This window comes from Helicobacter sp. 10-6591, from assembly GCF_003288805.1.
Classification (GTDB): domain Bacteria; phylum Campylobacterota; class Campylobacteria; order Campylobacterales; family Helicobacteraceae; genus Helicobacter_F.
This window is the reverse complement of the sequence record NZ_NHYK01000009.1, coordinates 1-21169: the sequence shown is the minus strand read 5'-3', so window position 1 is coordinate 21169 and position 21169 is coordinate 1. Positions and strand designations below refer to the sequence as shown.

The 21169-nt window shown below is 36.7% G+C and carries 20 protein-coding genes and 1 pseudogene; 6 read left to right on the top strand and 15 right to left on the bottom strand.

Annotated elements, in window-relative coordinates:
• Positions 1–66: 66 nt before the first annotated feature.
• The 12 genes from CCY97_RS04155 to CCY97_RS04105 all read right to left on the bottom strand — a co-directional run bounded on the left by CCY97_RS04155 (position 67) and on the right by CCY97_RS04105 (position 11665).
• Positions 67–1896, bottom strand: coding sequence for a hypothetical protein (locus CCY97_RS04155; RefSeq protein ID WP_181562813.1), 1830 nt, complete (start codon positions 1894–1896; stop codon positions 67–69).
• The gene (locus CCY97_RS04150) at positions 1880–3280 is read right to left on the bottom strand and encodes a DNA type IV secretion system protein ComB10 (RefSeq protein WP_112064274.1); all 1401 of its coding nucleotides are present in this window, start codon (positions 3278–3280) and stop codon (positions 1880–1882) included. The genes CCY97_RS04155 and CCY97_RS04150 overlap by 17 nt, the downstream gene beginning before the upstream one ends.
• Before the next feature lie 305 nt (positions 3281–3585).
• The gene (locus CCY97_RS04145; protein WP_112064229.1) at positions 3586–4803 is read right to left on the bottom strand and encodes a TrbG/VirB9 family P-type conjugative transfer protein; all 1218 of its coding nucleotides are present in this window, start codon (positions 4801–4803) and stop codon (positions 3586–3588) included.
• A gap of 19 nt (positions 4804–4822) precedes the next feature.
• Entirely contained in the window at positions 4823–5128 is a 306-nt protein-coding gene (locus CCY97_RS04140; protein ID WP_112064228.1) for a hypothetical protein, read from the bottom strand.
• Positions 5129–5148: 20 nt separating this feature from the next.
• Positions 5149–6405 carry a VirB8/TrbF family protein gene (locus CCY97_RS04135; RefSeq protein WP_112064227.1) on the bottom strand — a complete coding sequence of 419 codons (1257 nt, stop codon included), beginning with the start codon at positions 6403–6405 and terminating at the stop codon, positions 5149–5151.
• A 27-nt stretch (positions 6406–6432) separates the two neighbouring features.
• On the bottom strand, positions 6433–6582 hold the full coding sequence (locus CCY97_RS08225) for a hypothetical protein (RefSeq protein ID WP_181562812.1): 150 nt from the start codon (positions 6580–6582) through the stop codon (positions 6433–6435).
• Between the two features lie 21 nt (positions 6583–6603).
• Complete coding sequence (locus CCY97_RS04130; RefSeq protein WP_112064226.1) at positions 6604–7872, bottom strand: hypothetical protein; 1269 nt, start codon at positions 7870–7872, stop codon at positions 6604–6606.
• Complete coding sequence (locus tag CCY97_RS04125) at positions 7865–10219, bottom strand: FtsK/SpoIIIE domain-containing protein (RefSeq protein ID WP_112064225.1); 2355 nt, start codon at positions 10217–10219, stop codon at positions 7865–7867. Before CCY97_RS04125 ends, CCY97_RS04130 begins: the two co-directional genes overlap by 8 nt.
• A complete protein-coding gene (locus CCY97_RS04120; protein ID WP_112064224.1) occupies positions 10216–10404 on the bottom strand; it encodes a hypothetical protein in 189 nt (62 codons plus the stop codon). Before CCY97_RS04120 ends, CCY97_RS04125 begins: the two co-directional genes overlap by 4 nt.
• A 16-nt stretch (positions 10405–10420) precedes the next feature.
• A complete protein-coding gene (locus CCY97_RS04115; protein WP_112064223.1) occupies positions 10421–10687 on the bottom strand; it encodes a hypothetical protein in 267 nt (88 codons plus the stop codon).
• Positions 10687–10962: a hypothetical protein gene (locus tag CCY97_RS04110; RefSeq protein WP_112064222.1), complete on the bottom strand. Its 276-nt coding sequence runs from the start codon at positions 10960–10962 to the stop codon at positions 10687–10689. Before CCY97_RS04110 ends, CCY97_RS04115 begins: the two co-directional genes overlap by 1 nt.
• A 22-nt stretch (positions 10963–10984) precedes the next feature.
• On the bottom strand, positions 10985–11665 hold the full coding sequence (locus CCY97_RS04105; RefSeq protein WP_112064221.1) for a hypothetical protein: 681 nt from the start codon (positions 11663–11665) through the stop codon (positions 10985–10987).
• 58 nt (positions 11666–11723) lie between these two features.
• Here CCY97_RS04105 and CCY97_RS04100 point away from each other — a divergent pair, with 58 nt between their 5' ends.
• Positions 11724–12074 carry a hypothetical protein gene (locus tag CCY97_RS04100; RefSeq protein ID WP_112064220.1) on the top strand — a complete coding sequence of 117 codons (351 nt, stop codon included), beginning with the start codon at positions 11724–11726 and terminating at the stop codon, positions 12072–12074.
• 153 nt (positions 12075–12227) lie between these two features.
• Here the strand turns inward: CCY97_RS04100 and CCY97_RS04095 are convergent, their stop codons facing one another.
• Entirely contained in the window at positions 12228–12833 is a 606-nt protein-coding gene (locus tag CCY97_RS04095; RefSeq protein WP_112064219.1) for a hypothetical protein, read from the bottom strand.
• Positions 12812–14590, bottom strand: coding sequence for an outer membrane protein assembly factor BamD (locus CCY97_RS04090; protein WP_112064218.1), 1779 nt, complete (start codon positions 14588–14590; stop codon positions 12812–12814). The genes CCY97_RS04095 and CCY97_RS04090 overlap by 22 nt, the downstream gene beginning before the upstream one ends.
• Before the next feature lie 146 nt (positions 14591–14736).
• Here CCY97_RS04090 and CCY97_RS04085 point away from each other — a divergent pair, with 146 nt between their 5' ends.
• The 3 genes from CCY97_RS04085 to CCY97_RS04075 all read left to right on the top strand — a co-directional run bounded on the left by CCY97_RS04085 (position 14737) and on the right by CCY97_RS04075 (position 17920).
• Positions 14737–15801, top strand: a complete 1065-nt coding sequence (locus tag CCY97_RS04085; RefSeq protein WP_112064217.1) for a 2-oxoglutarate and iron-dependent oxygenase domain-containing protein — start codon at positions 14737–14739, stop codon at positions 15799–15801.
• Between the two features lie 386 nt (positions 15802–16187).
• Entirely contained in the window at positions 16188–16931 is a 744-nt protein-coding gene (locus tag CCY97_RS04080) for a hypothetical protein (protein WP_146744501.1), read from the top strand.
• 35 nt (positions 16932–16966) lie between these two features.
• Positions 16967–17920: a phosphoethanolamine transferase gene (locus tag CCY97_RS04075; protein WP_112064215.1), complete on the top strand. Its 954-nt coding sequence runs from the start codon at positions 16967–16969 to the stop codon at positions 17918–17920.
• A 5-nt stretch (positions 17921–17925) separates the two neighbouring features.
• Here the strand turns inward: CCY97_RS04075 and CCY97_RS04070 are convergent, their stop codons facing one another.
• Positions 17926–18243 carry a pyridoxal-phosphate dependent enzyme gene (locus CCY97_RS04070; RefSeq protein ID WP_258456966.1) on the bottom strand — a complete coding sequence of 106 codons (318 nt, stop codon included), beginning with the start codon at positions 18241–18243 and terminating at the stop codon, positions 17926–17928.
• A 17-nt stretch (positions 18244–18260) separates the two neighbouring features.
• Here CCY97_RS04070 and CCY97_RS08465 point away from each other — a divergent pair.
• A pseudogene (locus CCY97_RS08465) lies at positions 18261–18350 on the top strand (hypothetical protein); the annotation flags it as partial.
• A gap of 92 nt (positions 18351–18442) precedes the next feature.
• A partial coding sequence (locus CCY97_RS04065; protein WP_146744500.1) for a S8 family serine peptidase occupies positions 18443–21169 on the top strand: 2727 nt, incomplete at its 3' end.

The window sequence follows — 21169 nt, the reverse complement described above, 5'->3', positions numbered from 1 at the left end:
TTGTATTCTGTGCCTCTCATTAGTGTGGCTTTTTAAGTAATTGTTTTCATGGAATCTCCTTTGTGTTTATTTTTTCAATATGTAATTGAGCCGTTTTGTGCAAGTTGCTGTTCCTGAGGTGCTGTTATTCACAATATTCCAAGTTTGACATCCATAATTTTCTTTATAGGTATTTTTAACCCAAGAGTTATAGTTGGTTGAAGTGGAAATGTTGTTATCTTGATAAAATTTCTCTTTAATCTCATAATACAAGAGCCAGTTCATTTCAAGGTTATAATCATTTTGTGTAACAGTGACTTCTCTATCTATTCTTGTAAAAATTTCGCCATTAGGGTTTAGATTTTTCTTGTATTCTGTGCCGTCTGGACGCAAATATACATTATAGGCAGTTACATCTTTGGTCACATAAGCAGTAGTCCAATTAGTAATGCCACCATTATATGTAACCACCCAATGACTCCTGTTTGTGCCATTACAACATGTTGCTACTAGCGCACAAGTTTTGCAGGTGCGCCATTCGTATTGTTGGTATTGCGTTTTGATTTCGCCTATTTGGTGTGTTTCATACTTTCTGCTCAATTCCTTTTCTTTATAAGTGGAGCTTAGATTCTGATAATTTACGACATACTCACTTTTCTTACCTCCTTGCGTTGAAAAATCACAGCTTGTTACAGGCACTTCTTTGTATTCCACTTCATCATAAAAGCTTATTTCAGTGCGCTTTTTACCTCTAAGGTTTTCATCATCCATTTCCCAATCACCGCAAGATTTTTCAGCATATGGAAATGTAATATTTGTCCTCACACCTTTGGTGATATAAACCTGCTCATTTGTGTAGGGGTCAATGTAGTATTGATTAACAATCCTTTGTCCTTGTCTTGCTTGGTCATCTTTTATATAATCCACAACTTCTTCTTTGATATTCCCATAAGCTATGCAATCTGTTGCCTCATAGATTAGTCCATCAAGCCCGCGAAAAAGAATCTGCGTTACAAAAAATGTCCCTTTGCCACCGCCATAGTCTTTGTTGGTTTCTTCTAAAGAGCAACGCGTATCATCTTTGTAGAGTGGTGTTTCATATTCTGCTCCTACCAAATCTATGCAATCGCCTATGTTTTGCGTTTTGTTTTCATTATCTACATAGTAGAATTGTGTTTGTTTGATAGCCTTGCTATTCACGAAGTCATATCTATATTTGCATTTTGTGTCATCACGCACTGCAAGTTTTTCTACACAATTGCCATCTTTATCTACAATTGAAAGCTTTATGTTATTACTCATAAACTCTGGGGCTTTGCAATACTGCGCACTCCAAGTTGTTTGTGTATTGCTATCTCCACTGCTAGGTGTTGTTATGGGTAAATAAGGAACTTGTGATGATGTGCTAGGTGAAATATTTTCTACGCTTGAACCTTGTGAGCCACCTTGTCCCGAATTTGCATAATTTGAGCCAAGATTTTTGTTTGAGCTAGAATTAGAATTTTTAGAACCACCCTGCGTATTGCCTTGTCCCGAATTTGCATAATTTAAAAACTCGTTGAATTCTTTAGGATTTTCTCCTTTAAGTAAAAGTTTTGAGCCTTTAGGCATGATTGTATTTATACTTTTTAGCTCTCGTATCACGCTAGGTTTTGCCTTAAGTGTATAAGGCCTGCCATCCTTACTTAGTCTATCAATGCTAAAAAGCACTTTTTTATTACCATTGACTTTGTAATTACCATAGGCATTAATCATATTGCCATTATGGTTGATTAAAGCATTCACCACGCCCTCTTTATTGCTAAAGCGTATGTCATCTTGCAAGATGATTTCAACGCTTGCGTAGTTTAAGCTAGAAAATAGTATTAAAGATAGTATGAGCCTTTTTAAGGCTATTTTTTTAAGAATCCTCTTCATTTGTTTCCTCCTCTTGTTGTGATTTAGATTCTTTAAAAAACCTTGCTAAGGTTTCTCCATTTTTTGGAATGGGGATAAAAATATCCATGCTTGGTGCAATAAAGATTCTTGAGCCCTCTCTGATTGTGATGAGTGGTTGAATCTTTATTTGCTCTTGGATAATGCGCTGGATAATCGTAGAAACATCTTGGCGCATGCCTGAAAGTATTTGGCTTTGCATATATGCAGAAGCTAGCGCATTTGTTTGGTTGGCGCTCGCGCTGTCATTTAAGGAATTAACTGCTAAAAGCAAGCCATTTGAAAGAGTAGAAAGCGTTATGGGGATTCCATAACGCTCAAAGTTTCTGCTATGCACCTCGCCTACAAGTCCATTGTAGCCCTTAACATCCGCGCCTTTGGCATCTGTTAATAAGATGTTAATACCTTGTGGCGTGATAATTCTTGTCCAAACAATATTTAAGCGATACTCGCCTATTTTGTTGTTGTTTTGATAAAAGCCTATAACCCTAGAACCCTTTGGAATAAGCACTGCACGCCCCATATGCCCATAGATGTTAGTTTCCACTTGTGCGACTACATTCCCCGCAATTTGGGAGGATATAGGGCGCACTAAAAATGCTGGAATCATTCTGTCTGCTGTAATGGTGCGTAAGAGTTTATGCTCGTTTGAGCCCTCGTCTTTATTATCTAAATTGCTAAACTCATCTACACCATATTCTATTGATGGTTTTTTAGAATTTTCTTGTGGCATTTCAAAGCGTTGAGCTAGTAAATTATTGATATTTCTTTGCAAAGGACTAGCCTTTGAGTTATCAAACTTTTGATTTTCTATCGCTACGCTATCGCCTATAAGATTTCCATTCTCATCGTAAAAAAGATTTGGATTCTTTGTTTGTGTCTTATCTCCTTGCGCGCCTTGTGTATATGTAGTATTATTATTGGTGTTGCTATCACTTCCTTGAGTATGAGAATCTCCTTGCTGAGATTCTTGCTTAGCCTTTTCGTCTGCAAAAGGGCTTTTTATGCCACTTTCAGTAATTTTCCCCTCTTTATCTATTTTTTGATAATTGCCTTTAGAATCTTCAATGAGCTTTGAACCATCTTTGTAGGTAGTGGTCTTTTTATTTCCTGCTATGCTTACCTGATTACCGTCTTTATCATAGAAAATAGGTCTATTCTCGCTGTCACGCTCAATTTCCACACCCGAGCTATTAAATATCTTATCATCGCTCCCAATATAGACTTTGTTTCCATTCTCATCAAGCGTATAGGGCTTACCATTTTCATCTAAAAATACCCTTTTGCCATTTTCATCATACATTAGGAGATTTACATCAGAATCTAGCACAATCGGATTGCCTTCTTTATCCACTAAACCTTCCATAAGTTTATTTTTTTCTATTATGTTTTGTTGCTCTTGCATTTGCTGTTGCATCTTTTTAAGCGATTCCTCAATCTCTAAAAAATTCTTTTGCTGCTCTTCTTCCTCGCGCTTTCTTTCAGTGTTTGCTAGCTCTTTTTTAAGAGAATCTTTAAATAAATAATCCTCAAGCGGGAATTTGCTCTCTATCTCTTCTAATTCATCTTCTGTATCCATTGAGCCTATAAGCACAACTAGCAATATAAACACTATAAAAGGGATAAGAAAAACTTTCTTTTTGAAAAAATAAAGATTCACCGCTTCAGCCTTTATTTAGCTTTTTTAGATTGGAGCTTTTCTAGCTCTTCTAAATGCTTTTTGTTCTTTTGTATAGTTGCCTCTATATCCTCTATGCTAGATTCTTTGGCTTGATTGTCGTTAGATTCTTTGGTAGATGTCTTTTGTGCTGTCTCTACCTCAGAATCTGCGCTCTTAATGTCTTTGTCTTGTGGGGTATTTTCTTGTGTATCTTGTTTTTGCTTGATAATAAAAGGCTTTTGTGTTTTATCCACGCATACCCACTCCTCGCCCATTTTCAAAGTCCATCTATCGCTTAAATCCTCTGCAATAATATAATTGCCTACGATTTTGATATTCACAGGATTATCGTATCCATCAATCACCTTGAAAATCACAGGGAATTTAGAAAGCGCGTCCTCTCTATCAAATTTAAAATAGGTGTAGTCGTTGTCATTAAAAATATCTATTGCCATCATACGCGTAGCTTGTGGCGATACATTTTTCTTAAGCCATAGTTGTTTCCAGCTTCTTGTGATTTTTGGGCTTTGTATGTATCCGCGTGAGATTTTGCTTTTTTCAATATGCAGCTTATTTACTCTATCTCCAATGCTTATAAACTCTCCATCATCTTCTTCTATGGCATCATATTCGATTTTTTTGTAAGTATCTTTTTTAGCCTTTTTGCTCTCGTCTTCTAAATTTGTCATAGCAATCTTTCCAATGCTTCTATCTTTACTTACAAACACACTAAAGGCTGGATCTCGTCTATTTGTAAAATGCGTAGAAAAGACATAAAAAGTGTAGATTGTCCCGCTCTCGCCAATAATGGTAAGGTTGGTATCAATACCAATCATTTTTGGCTTGATTGTGATAATGTTACTTAAATCCCACTTGTCTTTTCCTAGCTCTGTAAGTTCAAATCCATTTGGGTCTCCAAAAATAACCTTTGCTATTTTGTCATCATCAAAAATTATCGTGGTTACCATTGCGTAGCGTGTGCGTATTTTATGAGTATCCCCATCTCTATGGAGGATATTAAGCGTATTGTCTTGTGGTTTTCGCTTAGGATTCCAAAAATGTTTTTGCACGGAATCTAAAAACATCATCTTGCTATTATGTTCGTTATTTGCGACTTGCTCGACTTCAAAATCACTATCGCTAAACACCGAGTTATCTTCATCCACAAATGGGTTTGGTTCAGCAAATGCAAATGTCCCCGCTAGCAATAAACAAATTATTTTTTTCATCACTTTCCCTCATTATTTTTTAAGTTTCTTTGTTCTGCTTAGAATCCTCGTTTTGTGGCTCTTGTGTTGCTTGCATATCTTGCATGTCATTACTTGTATTTTCTTTGTTTTCTATTTTCTTGCTTATTTTTTGCAAAAAAGCATTAATCTTTGCCATTTGTGTGCGTGCAAATGCCTTAAACTCCTCTCTGGTGGCTTCACTTGTTGAGATTGCATTAAAAACCTTTTTAGGAGAAAATCCTTGCTCCTTCAGACATTTAAACAATGGCTTATAGGTAAAAAATAAAATCCCTATACTTGTTCCGATTAAAATTCCACTTAGCATGTGTTACTCTTTGTGTTAAATTAAAGAAATGGATTTGGGGTTTGAGAATCCCCTTGATTTTGCTGTGCGCCCTCTTGCTGATTACTTTGAGATTGTGTCTCTTGCTTTTTTTTGGTTTCTTGTTGTTCTTTTGCTTCTTGCTCCTTTCTTATGGCTTCCAACTCATCTTTAAGAATCTTGCGTTTTTGAGATTCTGTAAGTTTTGTGTATTCTTGTGGGCTTATCTTATTGGTTTGATAATTTGTATCTATTTTATTTGTGTCTCGTTCGCTTAATTGCGCTTTTTCTTGCTCTTTATGTTCTTTGTATTGATAAGCCTCACGCAAGAATTCATTAGAATCTGTTTTTGCTTTTTGCTTTTTTTTGATTCTTGATTTACTTGTGGAAGGGTCGACTCTATTTTCCTCTTCTAATTCTTTAATTGTGGCGATCTCTGTAACCGCATATTCTTGCACTTCAAAGCCTGTTGGGTTTCTAGGGAGGCTTTCAAAATTAATGTTCATCTCGTTAAATTTGTAGGTTGTGGTAATGCGATAGCGTTTTTGTGATTGCAAAATTCCTTGAGAATACAAAGAAATAGCCACCTCTGCATTGGCGTAGCCATTTTTCCATTTTGCAATATTAATAATCTTTACTTCACGCGTAAGATTACTATTGCTGTAAATGGAAGATTCTTGCGCTACGATATTTTCAAATATTTTCCACACTTTGATGCTGGATTGAGTTCTGATTGTTTCAAAGCGATCTTCATCATCAAAGTGGTTTATTGTCTCGCGATTGATGATATATGAGCCGATAAGATTGCGCGTTAGGGCATCGTTTGCACTAATGCTTTCGTTTGCCTTTTCAATATGCACGAAGTTTTGAGTAGCATTTGAAAAGCCAACCAAATAGGGCTCTTTCTCTTTTAAGGGAAAGAGTGAAAATATAAGGATAAGCTGGATAGCGATAACAGCGATTAGCATTTTATTAAGGTTGAGCACAAAGTCATAAGTTTTTCGCTCAACAGCGAACACTGATGCAGCATCCTTAATCTCTTCAAATATGCTATCTAGCTTAATGTGATGCGGGACATTAAGGTTTTGGAGCTTTTCTTTGATTTTCTTTAAATGAGAGCTAAGGGGCTTTTTGTCTTTTTTCTCAAAATCAAAAGATTTTTCTGTATCAAAAACACTATTCACATGAGAAGATACATTTTGAGCTTCGTTCAACTCTTTGAGCTCAGAATCTAGCTCTTGGTTTATTGGCTCTTGTGTATTTTCTTTATTTTCGCTCATAACCTAATTTCCTTGCAATTTTAAAATCTATGACTTATAGAGAAAATCCACTTCTTCAAAGCAAGCGCATGGGCTTTTTTTCATCTCGTATTTCTTAGAATTTTTAAAGTTTGTGCAACCGCTTAAAAGGCTTAAACCTAAAATAAATATGAAAGTGAACATGTATGTTTTTTTCATTGTGTTTCTCCTTGTGTTTAATTATCTGCCTGAAGCTTTTTTGCTCGCACTGCCGATTTTTTCGCCTAGCTGTTTCATTGCATTTGAACCGCTTGATACGCCCCCTGAAACAGAACTATTAATGGTATTGCCTAATTTGCTTTGATTTATCTTGTCATTGATTTTTTCACCTAATTTGTTACCTCCTAATTTATTGCTTAATCCTGCTGTCATCATTCCTAGAGCAGTGTTCGCTAATCCACCTACGCCTCCACCTGAACCTTGATAAGCATTTTTTGCTGCTCCAAGTGTCCCCGCAAGTGCTGCGCCACCACCTGCACCCGCTACGCCTGCCATCGCACCTGTTGCTGAACTTGCAATAGCTTTACCTAAGCTTGTGGATGTGCCAACGACATTGCTTAGAAATTCTGGAATCTGCTTAACAAGGAATGTTGCTATAAAGCATCCTACAATTCCAAGCAGTAGGTATCCCATTGTTGAAACCTGCGCGCTTACGTTATTAATCACTATATTAAAAAAGTCTTGTGCGTTTTCAAAAACTTTTCTATCTGGAAGATTTGTAATGATGTATTGAGAGACTGAAAAATTGAAAAATGCCATAGTTAAAACCATGGGTTTATAGAGTGTGAGCGTGATAAGAAACATAATGTATTTGCCAACCATGCCTCTTGTTTGTGGTAAAAACATAAGAGTTAGCATAATGATTGCTAGAGCTTCCCAAATCATAATCTGCAATGCTGCTATGATTGTTACCAATAAGATTACGATGATGAAAATTGTCGTGCAGGCATAATATACAAGAGCCATAAGAAAGGCAATAAAGCTCCCTTGTATTCCACCCCAACCTAAAGTAAGGCTTGTCCTTGAGACAACTTCGCTCGCAGATTCAAAGGATTTTTGTATGAGCCAATCTATACCACCTGAAAAATTTCCCGTAGTAGGCTTTTGAGTGAGTGGGGCTACCGCTATAGAAATTTTTTCTGTAAGGATATTTGCTGGATATTCAATAAGGTATTTGAAGCTCTCTATGTATTTTGTAGGGTTTTGTATAGTCCAATTGAAAAATCCTATATAAAAAAGCATAATACATATTTGCAAAATGTTTTTAAAGGTAAAAAGGTCTCCTTCCTCAAGTTTTTTTACGCACCATATAACGACAATAATCATACCTATGGCGTTAAAAAGAGCCTGTATCTTTAGCACTTCTATAAGTGAAGTAAAGATTCCACTTGAAAATTGTGCGGTAATATCCTGAAAAAGGGTGATAATGTAGTTGTAAATATTAACCATTTAAAAATTCTTTTCTCCATAGTGGGTTATTCCCTACGCCTTTAAGCCGTTTAATCTCGCTTACCACGCTTGCATCCGAGTTAAGAACTTTTAAATATTTGCCTAATTTAGAGAGATTGACATCAATAATATTGCTTTTAGAATCATCAATGAGATTCTTAACAAGCACCTTTCTCTCATTTTGTCCTGTGCTAAGCAAGAAATTAATCTCATTGCTTTGTAGATGGATATTATATTTTTCAAACACCTCTATGTCTTTAGTTGGAAAAATAATAATGTGAGCGAGGTTGCGGATAAAGGATTCTGCATTTTTGACATTATCAAGTTGGTGCATATCTTGGAATGCCATTGCCATAACGCTATTTAACTTTCTTGCTTGAGTAAGCGTAAGATTGATTCGCTCATTAAAGGTGGGATTACTAAGATAGCTTTTAAATTCATCAATAAACATAAAAAAGCCCTTAGTGCTATTTTTTGCCCTGTAAGTCATCTTATGAAAGAGGTAATGGGCTATTAATCCTGCATCTTTTTGATTTTCAATGATAAAATCCATATTGAGCGTGGTAAATTTTTTATCAAACAAAAGCGCATCTTTTTCTTTGTTAAAAAGCGCATTGCTAAGATACCTTTCAAGCTGTAATGGTATATGCGCATCTCCTGTCTTTACGATAGCATCTCTAATATCTTTTAGCGCAAACACAATGTTTTGAGGGGCGAGGTTAGTATATAAATCCTGCACCACTTTTTCTATTGCTTTGATTTTTTCTGCTTCTTCTGCACTTGTGGCATCTAAATTTAAGCCTACCATTGAGCTAATCCAAGAGGCTAGAAAAATGGTATTTTCAGAATCAAAAGGAAGTGTGCAGGGATTAATATAAAAATTATCTCCATGATTGTATTCGCCACCTAAAAACTCTGTAATGCTATACAAGCCATTGAGCCTATCAAGGGCTAAAATATCAATATCATATTTGAAAAGATTTGTCATTAAAAAAGACACAAGCGTTGTTTTCCCCGCACCTGTTCCTCCAACTATCATTGTATGTCCTACGACATTTTGCGTGTCATCTGCGTGGAAGTTAAATAAAAATGGCGACATGCTTTGATTTTTAAAAAATGTAATTGGTGTTTGTCCCCAGCTGTTTTTTATCTTTCCTAGATACTCCTTTTCAAAAAGAATCATTGTTGAGATGGTTTTGCTTGTGTGGATTCTCTTACGTGCGTTAAGATAGGATTTATTAGGAAACATACTGAAAAATGTTGGTTGCATATTGAGTGTTTCATACACCGCAATAAGTCCAGCATTTTTTAGTTCATTTAAAATCACTGCAGAGGCTTCGTTAAGCTCTTCTTTGTTTTTTGCTTTCACAAGCACGCAGTAAGAAAAATTTTGCATAAAAAGTCTATCAGAGAGTATAAGCTCTTGTAGCTCTTTTAATTGCTCTCTAGCAAAACCCGGAGCTAGTTTCATTTTATCTTTGATTTTAGATTTTGCTTTTTCCTTTGAAATTGAATCGATACTTAAAAAAATATCTACTTCAAAATATGAGTGCAAAATACTTGAGATTGTAAGGCTTGTAATCTCTTCATTATCGTATGCTTTCACACCAATAAAACGATTAAAGGTTTTATTGCCATTGAAATCTTGTATGAAATAGTCTTTGTGAAAGCTTATCGTGCTTCCTATGTAGCTATCGGTCAATAAGCCATTACTCGGAGCGATAGGAATATATACACCATTAATATATTCCGCATAATAAGAAAGTAGCTCGTTAGAATCTAAGAGCTTTGGCGTGTAAGGACTTAGAGTTTGCAATAATCGCTCGATTGTGGCGTTGAGTATAGCAATCTTGTTGATATAGGTAATATTGACATTGCCCTTGTCTTCATTGATTGAAGTCGTCATCTCCAGCTTTTTCTTTTCAAAAAATCCCTTAGCGCCCTTATTTTTGGTCTCTAAGATAATCATATAGCTATTGACAAAGACTTTTTGGTGTTTTTCCCATTGATTGATAATGCTTTGAGCGTGGATATTATCAATGTGGTGTTCTTTATTATATTTTAGCTCGCGCCTTTTAGCGATAATGCGCGCCTCTATATCATCGCTTAGGGCGTTTAAAGCGTTGATACGCTGAAAATAGGCATCTTGAAAATTAGATTCTGTCATTGCGTTATAATTCACACCATCTAAAGCAATGCCCGCCACAAAATTTTCGGTTTTTGTAATAAGAAATTTCTCATCATAAGTGCCTAAAATATTATTCTCTTCGCAAAGAGAATATTGATTTGGCAGTGCATCAAAAAAGAGATTGAATGTAAAACGCTTTAGCTTCTCGGTGAAATTCATTTTGCACCCTCATTGATGACAATACGCTCTTTGTTAGCTTTTAAGCATTTATCTAGCTCTACAACATCAAAGCTTCTTGCATTGTAAGTGAGTGCTAGATAAAAGCAAAACGCAATAACGCCGATCAATACAATATCTATCATTGCTATAAAAACGAGAAAAAACTTATTTGGCGATGTCTTCATATAAGCTTCCTTTAACTTATGGATAATATACCTGTGCGCCTGTTCTTATTTGTCCTGTTGCAAGTGCTATATCTACAATGTCATCATCAAAAAATTCAATGATGTAGAAAAACACCACTAACGCTAAAAAAATAAAAACTGCATTTAAAAATCCTATATACGCCTGCGGGGTTATTGCCCCAAAGAAAGATATAAACCAAGACTTAAGGTTTAACCTTAGAATCTTCTCTTTCTTTGTAAGCTCGCGGATGTTTTGCGTAGAAATTGAATTAACGACTATCATTAGTTATTAATGATATAACTTGCAATAGTGTCAGCATTTATCATCACAAGCGCAACAACAAGGATTCCAAAGCACTGCATTCCTATTTCTTTCCACCTATCCATGTTCTTCCATATATAAAAACCAAAACCAAAAATAACAAGTGTTCCTATTGGTGCAAGCCATGTTTTAACCTTTGAGTAGATAGAGTTAATCATACTAGGCAGGTCAGCCGCAAAAATAGTCTCTGGGATAAGCAATGCTAAGCAAGTGACAATTAAGAGTTTGAATTTCATATTATTTTCCTTGAAAATGATTTTATGACGCTATGGCATAAAGTGATTTTTTGAGATTTGCTTTAATAATTCTTTGGTGAAAAGGATTATTAAGAGGCGGGAGCGATTTATTGGTTAGATTCTCATAGGTAAGTCCTGTTAGCATTTGAGAATCTTTGAGACTTTCAAACTCTAAAACTACATGTTGAAGTTTGTGAATACGCGAGCTTGGTGCAATAAGTTTATATTGCTCTCCATCAATGTTAATTTTTTTAGTTTGTTTATTAAAATCTCTTGCAATATTTTTTATAATGAGTGCAATGTCTTTATAGAATCTATTTGGCAAGTCAGCAGATGGATTGCTTTGTGGATTTTCTTGCGTAAAGATAAGAGATTGCTTGTAGTCTAAAATCTCAATGAAGTAGAGTTGCTTATTTTTATAATTGAATTTAATAAGCTTTAGCTCTTCTAACTGCTTAAGATAGCTTTTAATTGTTTTTTCGCAAATATCATATTTGTAAGTGGCGTGCAAAATATTAAAAAATACTTTGGAGTTGTTTTTGTCAAGTCTTATCTCAAACAAGAACAAATAAAACAAAAAGACTTTAGGATTCTTTTGTGTTTCAAAGTAAGCCGATATGGTCTTGTAAATCTCAAAAAAGAGAGTTTCTTTTGAAAGGGAATCAAAGCTATTTTTTAAGCTTTGTGTAGGAATGTAACTCATATTGTCTCCATTTCCTACTCAAACTTAAAAAATCCTTTGAAATTGAATTTTTTCTAAAATGTTTGTTTTGATTGTCCTGGCACTTATAGGGCATTCTGCTTTCTTGAGTGCGACTTATCACAAAACAAATTTGGCTCTAGCAAGCCAGTATATCGTCAAAGAATTTGATTCTAAAGAGTGTATCTTACCTGTAGAATGGGAAGCGTACACGCGCTATCTGCCTACATTCAGATATGTCCAAAAGCCACTTTGGCAAGAGCAATGTGATTTAATCCTACTTGGTGGAAATACCCATAGCCAAACCACAGCCTTGCTTGCAGAGCATAATATTATTACAGGCTATGAGATTCTTGAGTTTGAGGGTGCAGTAGTTGTGCGGAAATCTGTGAGAGAAAAAATATTTGATTGAGATTGTGGGTTGTTGTTCTGCTAAGAGATCTGTCTTTCACGCTTTGTTCTCGTATTACATGGCTGCGTTCTTTTAGTTTTTGAGTGATTTTAAGCCATTTTCATTGCGTGAGATAGACACATTTCAGATTAAATATGTGCAGTGAGCTAGCACTTAGGGCAATAAATCTAGAGCTTGCGCGCAGAGATTTTGCCAAGTTTTGGCACTCGCATTTCTGAGTTCTTTGCATTGAGAAAAACTCTCTTTTGCTAGAGTATCTTTTCTTGTGGCTTTATAGATTGAAGCTTTCAGATAGAGTGCTTGTGCAAATGCATCTGGTGAGATGTCCTTTTTGAGTAAATCCTCTAATATTTTGAGTGATTCTTCATAACGTGCTTCTTTCATGTTACTTTGGGCTAGCGCGAAGTCGGCATAGGGTGAGCCATTTGTGTTTTTATTGACTGCTTGCAAGCGCAAAATATCCTTAGCATAGGCTTGTGTAGCCACTTCATCTTTAGAATCTTGGGCATTTTTGAGTAAAGAAAGATTGACATCTACCATCCTCCCATCATCTGCTAGATTCTCTTTTAAAAATACCCCAAGCTCATTTGCTTCTTCATAATTACGCGCAAGCATAAGATTCTTAAATAACACAAAACCTACATCATAATAACGTGTCATTTTGAGACTCTTAGCAAGATTTAGCGCATCGCGAGATGCAAGAATAGTTGGCTTATTCAGCGCTAGCTTATCAAGGTTTAATGCCTCAAGATAAAGCAAATCAAGCTTTTTTTAGGGTCTTTTTGGTTTTGTGCCATGCCTTCAATGACTTGTGCTGCTTCTTTATTGAGTGAGAGAGAATAGAGGCAGTGAAAAATATCGATTTTTTCTGTTTCATCAAAATACTGCGAATCGTAGTGGGGAAAATTCTGGGCAATTTTTTTGCAGTTTTTTTGTACAAGAGCCAGTTTGATAATCTGTGTGTAGCTCTTTTGTGCTATAGGACTTGTAGGATCAATTTTTAAGACATCCTCATAACGTCCTTGGTCATAAAGGATCTGGCTTTTTAGGTCTTTTGCTTTGCTTTCTATTGCTGTTTGGGGATATGTGGCAATCAAATAGTCATAACGTTTGATTTTTTCCTCATCGCTATCATTGACACCTATTTCAAAAAGCAGTTTGTCATCGCGCGCTCTAAATTCTCCGGCTCTAGGTCTGTGAGAAAATCTCTCTAAAAAGATTGTATTGATTTCATGTGCCTTTTCAAAATCACCATTTTTCTGATAATTGAGCGAGGCTATATTGAGTGCTTCGGCTTCTAATGCTTCATCATCATTAAATTGTGTGTAAAGATACTCGCTGATTTTTGCAGCATTCTCCCATAAGTCACTTTCACTCAAAAGCTTTGCAAAGTTTATGGTTCTGAGAGGATTTTGTATGAAAAATGTAGGATTTGCCTGGAATAGAGTATCTACAAGCGCCTTTGCTTCTTTTTTCTTATTAAGACGAAGGTAAAATTCACTCCAAGTTATCGCGATAGTACTCGCAGAATCCAGATCTTTTGCTTCTTGGTAGGCTTGTGCAAATAATTGCTGGGCATTTGCAAAATCTTGGGTGCCATAGAAAGTGGCTGCAAGCTGCATTTTAGAAAGTGGAGCAAAGCGCGAATTTGGATATTCATTGATGATTCGATCATAATAGTACTTGGATTCCATTTGAAAGCGAATATTCACATATGCTTGTCCTATGTAGTAGAGTATTTCAGGTACATTCATGTCGGCTGGATAGCGTTTTATCCATTTCAAACTGATATCTATGATGCTGTCTGCATTATTTTGGGAATCCAGTTCTTGTAATGCTTTGATACGCAAATAAAGCAGATCTTTAGCAAAAATACCATTTGGGTATGATGCAAGCGTCTCATCGATAGCCTTGATTGCGTCTATGTAAAGTTTGTTTTTTATGAGATTCTGGATACCTAAATAAGGCGTAAAGTCCTCCTCATCATCAAAGCCAAGTGGCATTCTATCCACACCAAGCTCGCCTATAAATCCCTCATTTTCGTAAGCTATATGGATAGGGAAATTCAATCCATGAGATGTGCTTCGCGAAAGAAAAGGTAGAGTATCTTTAAAGCCTACAATCTGCCAAGATTTGGATTTTTTCGGACGTTCTTTTGGGATAGGAGTATCTGAGCGCAAATCTATAAAGGTATTGAAGAGTTTTGCAGAAAAATTTGGTTCTATATAAAAGTAGAACTTTCCATCTACCACACGACTCCAAAACTTAAAAAAAATTGTATTTGCAGGTGCAAAACTTGCATTTGGTGTTTTGTTGATAACGCATACGATACGGGTTACAACGCCTTTAGCATTGCTGAGTTCCTGGCAAAGAAAAGCTTCTGTGTGTTGTAGATTCAGTACAGAGAAATTTTGGGAGTTTTCCTTACCATAATTGATAGTGATTTCAAGTGCGCCCAAGACACTCAAATGCAACAAAAGATATATAAGCAGTTTTGCTGTTGTGAGTGCTTTCATTACAAAATCTCATCTCCTTATAACTACTGCTTTAGATACAGATTTTTGCAATACAAAGCAACTTTTGGACCACATACAAGTTGCTACCAATGAAAAGAAGTAGCAAAAATACCGTTAAAATAAGCACTATTTATCAAGGAGGAAATATGTCAGGTTCGATAATAAAATCAATCCCCTCAATTGATCTCTCACTATTTACAAAAGGCAGCACAAAACAAAAGGAGGAATTTTATACACAGCTGCGCTATGCAGCCCATGAGATTGGCTTTTTCTATCTTGTGGGGCATGATGTGAGTGATGAGCTATGCCACACTCTGCAACTATCTTCATGCAAGTTTTTTGCCCTCCCACTTGCACTCAAGCAAAAAATAGCACTTGATCGCTCACCACATTTCCGAGGATATACGCAGATGGGAGGCGAATACACTTTAGGAAGCAAGGACTATCGGGAGGAGATTGATTTGGGGTTTGAGCAAAGTGCGCTTGTGAGCGATCCTGCGTTTATGCGTCTTTATGGACCAAACCAATGGGATGATTCTATCCCTGAGCTTGCACAATTACGAGTTGTATTTTATGAATACCAGCGTGCAGTCAATACGATGGGAATGTCTCTATTGGAGGGATTTTCACATGCACTTTATGGGCGAGGTGGGGTGTTTACACATCTCTTTGATCCTCTCCCTTACCAGCATGTAAAAATCATCCACTATCCAGGCCTTATGAAAGATAATGCCAAGTATTGTGCTGATACGCAGGGAGTGGGTGCGCACAAAGATGATGGCTTTCTCACATTGCTTTTGGTTGATGATATTGGTGGGCTCCAAGTTGAGGTAAGAAAAAATGAGTGGCTTGATGTGGGGCGCAAGAAGGGTGCATTTATTGTTAATATAGGCGAGTTTTTAGAGCTTGCCACTGATGGCTATCTGCGCGCGACTACACACCGAGTGAAGTCACCAAAACTAGGAGAGGATCGCTATTCTATCGCGATGTTTCTGGGAGCGGATTTGAACTCCCAAGTGCGTGTAATCCACTTGCCTGATGAGCTAAAAAATAAAGCGCGTGGCATAGAATGTGACCCATCAAATCCGCTCATAGCACACATCGGCTGGAATTATCTTAAACACCGCCTACGCTCACATCCTGATGTGGCTCAAAAATATTATACAGATGTGTATGATGCAAGCAATCCAGCAAATCCCGTGAAGCTTTAAAACACCTACTTTGATGGTTACAAAGACGATTCCAAAGTGCTTATGTTTTTATCGATATATTTCTCGTAATCTAGCGATATTGCTAAGTGCGTGCTATATCATCATCAAATATTGATGCTACCCGCCTTTTGGAATTTTATGAATCGCACTTATGACCTATTAGTCTAGGGATCACACTCAGTATAAATATCTGTATACGCTCATTACTTTTAGGGGGAGGGGGCATTGCATGCTTTGCCTCTCCATTTGCTAGAATACGCAGAACGTAATGCCATAGCCTTTTATATAGCCTAGAGATTCTCATCGAGTGGCTTGCCCAATGTTATCAATCTATTGTTGGTACAAACAAAAGTACCACTCCCATTCACTTTTATCAAAGGAGTTTCTTGAATCACATCATGTATTATCTTAGGTCCTCGCCCTTTGTGTTTGATCGCTACTTTATCTACTGCTTTGTTGTTAGTATCTCATCGCATTTGTTGCACTGTATTATGGTTGGACTTATTCCTCGTTTAGGCGCGATATTGCTTGCATTAGCATTCTTTTACATACTATTTTGGCTCTTTGGACGCATAGCATCCATTGCCACCCAAGCCAAGATTATTACTTCGCTATTAGTTGGGGCATTTTTCTGTATCGATATTTTCTTGCTCATTGCGTTTAGTGGGGTGTTGCATAAGGACTTTGTGGAGGTATTTTTGCAGACTAATACGGCAGAGGCTGGGGAGTTTGCTATGTTCTATCTTACACCTATGGTTGTGCTCGCCATATTGTCATTTGTCATGCTGTCTTTTGTGTATCTGCGCTATGCCACTATACATAAGATCGCATCACTTAGGATGACATATTTTCTCCTGTCTCTTGCAATCATTGGTATAGGATTTACTATAGGGCAGAATATGACCAAGCCCTCATATGCACTCTATCGTGCCAATATTTTATTGCGCTCATTTGATGCGATCTATGCTGCTATTGATGATACGAATGCATATATCAAACAATTTGCTGCGCTAGATAGCGACTTGGATGCATTCTTGCGTGAAAATTATGATACAAGGGGGGGGATAATCCATCTTTTCACGCAGCACACACATATATCACTAAAAACACCGCCACCATCCCAAATATAGTCATTATCATAGGCGAATCCACCCAGCGCAATTATATGTCGCTGTATTCTACAGATGCGCTAGATACCAATCCAATCCTGCGCACAATAGATTCTAGGAATCTGGTTGTATTTGGTGATGTGATTTCACCCGCTGTACATACTGACCAATCACTCAGAAAGGTATTGACATTTAGCAATAATGACAACGAAGCACAAATCCCGTGGTATAAAACTATGAATCTTATAGACATATTTCGCCTAGCGGGCTATCACACCACATGGATAAGCAATCAAGAAGCACTCTCCATCTATGGTAATGCCCCTGAAATTATTGCTAGACGGAGTGATCGGGTGGTATTTAGCGGATTTGGTACTTATAATCTAAGGCATGATGGAGTGATCTTAGATCTGTATGACAAACTCAAAGGGATGGATAATCACCAGAAAAATCTTTATGTATTCCACTTGATGGGCACACACCAAAAATACGCTCGTCGCTATCCACTAGCATATGATGTATTTAGCGCCAAAGATATAGCCAGCACTTGGCTTACAGACAAGCAGCGGAGTGTAAGTGCGCAATATGCTAATGCACTGCTTTATAACGACTTTGTCGTGAGTGAGATTATCAAGCGATTTGCTGATAGCGATTCTCTTGTGTTTTATTTCAGCGATCATGGCGATGAGGTGTATGACTTTCGCGATTTCTTGGGTCATGCAGACAATATGGCAAGCAGATTTATGGTTGAAATTCCCTTTATGGTTTATATGAGTGATGGGTTTTTGACTCGCTATCCTAGTATCGCTGAATGTGTGCAAAAAGCGCGCAATCTGCCATTTATGATCGATGATTTTATCCATGCATTGCTAGACATTGCAGGTATTGAGACATTGGATTTTGATTCTACGCGTTCTGTATTTCATGCAAAATATGATGCAAAACATAAGCGCAAGGTCTATGGCAGAGACTATGATAGTGAGATGAAGCAAGTGGCAAGGAGATATTAAGTCCCTCACACAAGATTCCGAGACAAATATCTGCTCAAGTTATCAGCAAATAGCGTTACAAGCAATGAATCACTCACTTGTTCTGTAAGCCTTAAACACGCCTGCAAACACGCCCCAGATGAAATACCCACAAGTAAACCCTCTTTTTTGGCCAAGATTCTAAGTCCATCATATGCCTCTTCATCACTAATCTTTTGCACTATATCTATAAGGCTAGTATCCATAGTCTTTGGAATAAAATTATTGCCAATCCCCTCAATATTCGCACAGCCTTGAACACCTCCACCAATTACAGAGCCAATAGGATCACACAGCACACACATATATCACTAAAAACACCGCCACCATATTTGTTTTAGGAATTTTGCTCTTTTTAATGCTACTTTTTGGATTTAAAGAATCCGCACAAAATATCAAAAATAAAATATTTTATATAAAAATTAAGTAGAATTTAAATATTGGAGAGCTTATTCACAATGATTAATTTAAATAAAAATTTAAGGATTAGGGGGTGGGGTATTGATGAATCAAATTTCAAAAATCACACTTTCAGCAGTATGTGCAACTTTTTTACTTTCAAATGCAAATGCAAATGCAAATAACACACCAGCAAATGAAATTGCTAATAATGTGGTAAGACTCGACAAAGCGAAAGAAGAAAATCCAACCATAGACGGAACTGGCATAGTGGTCGGAATAATTGATGGACCATTTAATCTGAAAAATCCAATCATAAAAGACCAAGCTTATACCGATCCCATAAATAATAAAATAGAATCAAGTTATTTTTCAGGTCTTAACAATGCTAGTGATATGCGCCACGGAACGAGTGTGACATCCATCATAGTAGGAGACGGGAAGAATTACACTCAAAAAGAAACAGGTAGTGGGAGTTATATAGGACAAAATGCCAGCTTAAAAGGTGTGGCATACAAGTCGAAGTTTTATGGTATAGCTTATAACAATCCAGGTGCTACATACAACTCAAACAATCTAGAGAGCGACATACAAAAACTAGCAGATGCAGGCGTAAAGGTAATAAATTTTAGTGCTGTAAATCATAATAAATTAGGTTTTGCATTATTAAACAGAAAGATTGATGACGGTGTGGAATATATGGATAATACTAGAGAGAACTATCTTAGTCAGCAAGAATATCAGAAAATGTTAAAACGCGCATCTTGGGATTATTATACAAAAACATATGGACTAAAAGATTTCGCCACAATCCAGCAATCTGTTCAAAAAAATGGTATGTTACTCGTTACAGGTTCAGGAAACGATGGCTTTGTTGCTCCTCGTACAAGCTCTTCTATGGCTGCTTACGACGAGAGTTATAGAGAGTTACTAGTAGTTGGTGGATTAAATAGTGCACAAATAACAATATCCGAAGATGATAAGAAATGGAAAGTAACAGGTATCACACAAAATAAGGTTCAAAGTATTATCAATAATTATAAAACTGGTTCTACCAGTAATGGAACGAAAGTTACTATCTCTGATACTGAAAAAGGAAAGAAAGACTTTGCAAAGCGAGTAGTTGATCAAGTTGTAGCTCAGCAAGGTATATATTATGCTAGCAATCTTTTTAAAGGCACCAGCCTTTATAGTATAGTGGCTCCAGCGCAGAATGTTGCTGTAGCTAATGGCGCGTATCAATACGTCTCTAAAGAAACTGAACGCGATCAAATAATAACTCAAAATAGCGGGACAAGTTTTGCTACACCTTATGCCAGCGGTGTGGCTGCGCTTGTACAGCAAAAATATTCTTTCCTTACAGGTGCACAACTAGCAGATGTATTACTTTCTACGGCAAATAGTGATGTGGAATTGCCAGATATGCTTGTACTTTCCAGTAACAATGGCACAGCTTATACGGTTGTTTATGTAGATAATCAAAATAATAATGATGTGCCCAAGAAAAAAGAAAACGGCAGTATTGACACAGAACAAGTCAAAAACGATTTAATGAAGAAATTAGGTTTAAAGTATAACAAGGCTATAAAGCCTATAGAAGGCTTTAATAATTTAAATGAAGGTGATTTAGCAGATTATATTGTTAAAAATCTCTTAAAGAGCAAAAAAGACGCTGCAGAGACACATACTGCTAGTCTTGATGAATATGCTGTAGTGAAATTAAGCAAAGAAGAGATAATCGGACAAGGTATCCTTGATGCAAACAAGGCGCTTAATGGACTAGCTAGATTAGATATTAATCGTATGAATAAAGAAGACATACAAAGTTATACCACTATAAAAGAGCATAGTGGCACAGAACTTAATAATAATCAGACAGAGACTAAAACTTATGGATTTTATACTATAGATACTAAAGGCTACGATGGGACAAATGCCTTTACTAACGATATAGAAGAAAGAAAGTGGGATAATAAATACCACATAGATGAGGCTATAAACTCTCTAAAAGATATTCAAGACAAGGAAAAGCTCCAAGCAGGACTTATTAAAACAGGTGAAGGCACATTAACTTTTAAGGATAACACACTTAAATACAGCGGACCTACTATTGCTAAAGGTGGAACTCTTAAGCTAGAAAATGTAACTGTTCAATCTAGCGCACTCTATGCAGATGGTGGCACTATACAAATTGTAGCTAGCCAAGCTACAAGCGCAAATAATGAAGCAAAAAATACAGGCACGAAAGCACAAAAGAATATCTACGCAAGAAATGGCGGGGTGGTAGATATAGCAAGTAATGCTACTTTGCTAGAGGGTAATGTGTATGCACTAAATGGTGGTATCGTGGGTGGTAAAGGCACAATTACACAAAATTTGCAAAATGATAGCGGTGTTGTCTATGCAGGATTCACCCCTGATACCACTTCGCTCAAAGACTCTAAAGAACAACAAACACTAGAAATTCAAGGCAAATACACTCAGGATAATCAAGGCAAGCTTGTCATAGGGTTCATTAAAGGCAAAGATGGCAATACTATGCATACTGATATGAAAGCTACAAACTACGACATCAAAGGCGGGACGCTTGAGCTTCTCCCTGTTTATGATGAAAATGGCCAGCGCATACAATCAGGCGATAAATTAAAACTCAATCTGGCATTTTTGAAAAATAATGCGAATAATGCAAATAATGCAAATAATGCAAATTTCTCAAATATAGAAGTTGCTGATACACGCACGCTAAGAATCACATTTGACAAAAATACACAAATAATCTCTGCTGAGCTAAAAGCCGATGTGCTAAAAACACAGAATATGAGCCAGAGTATG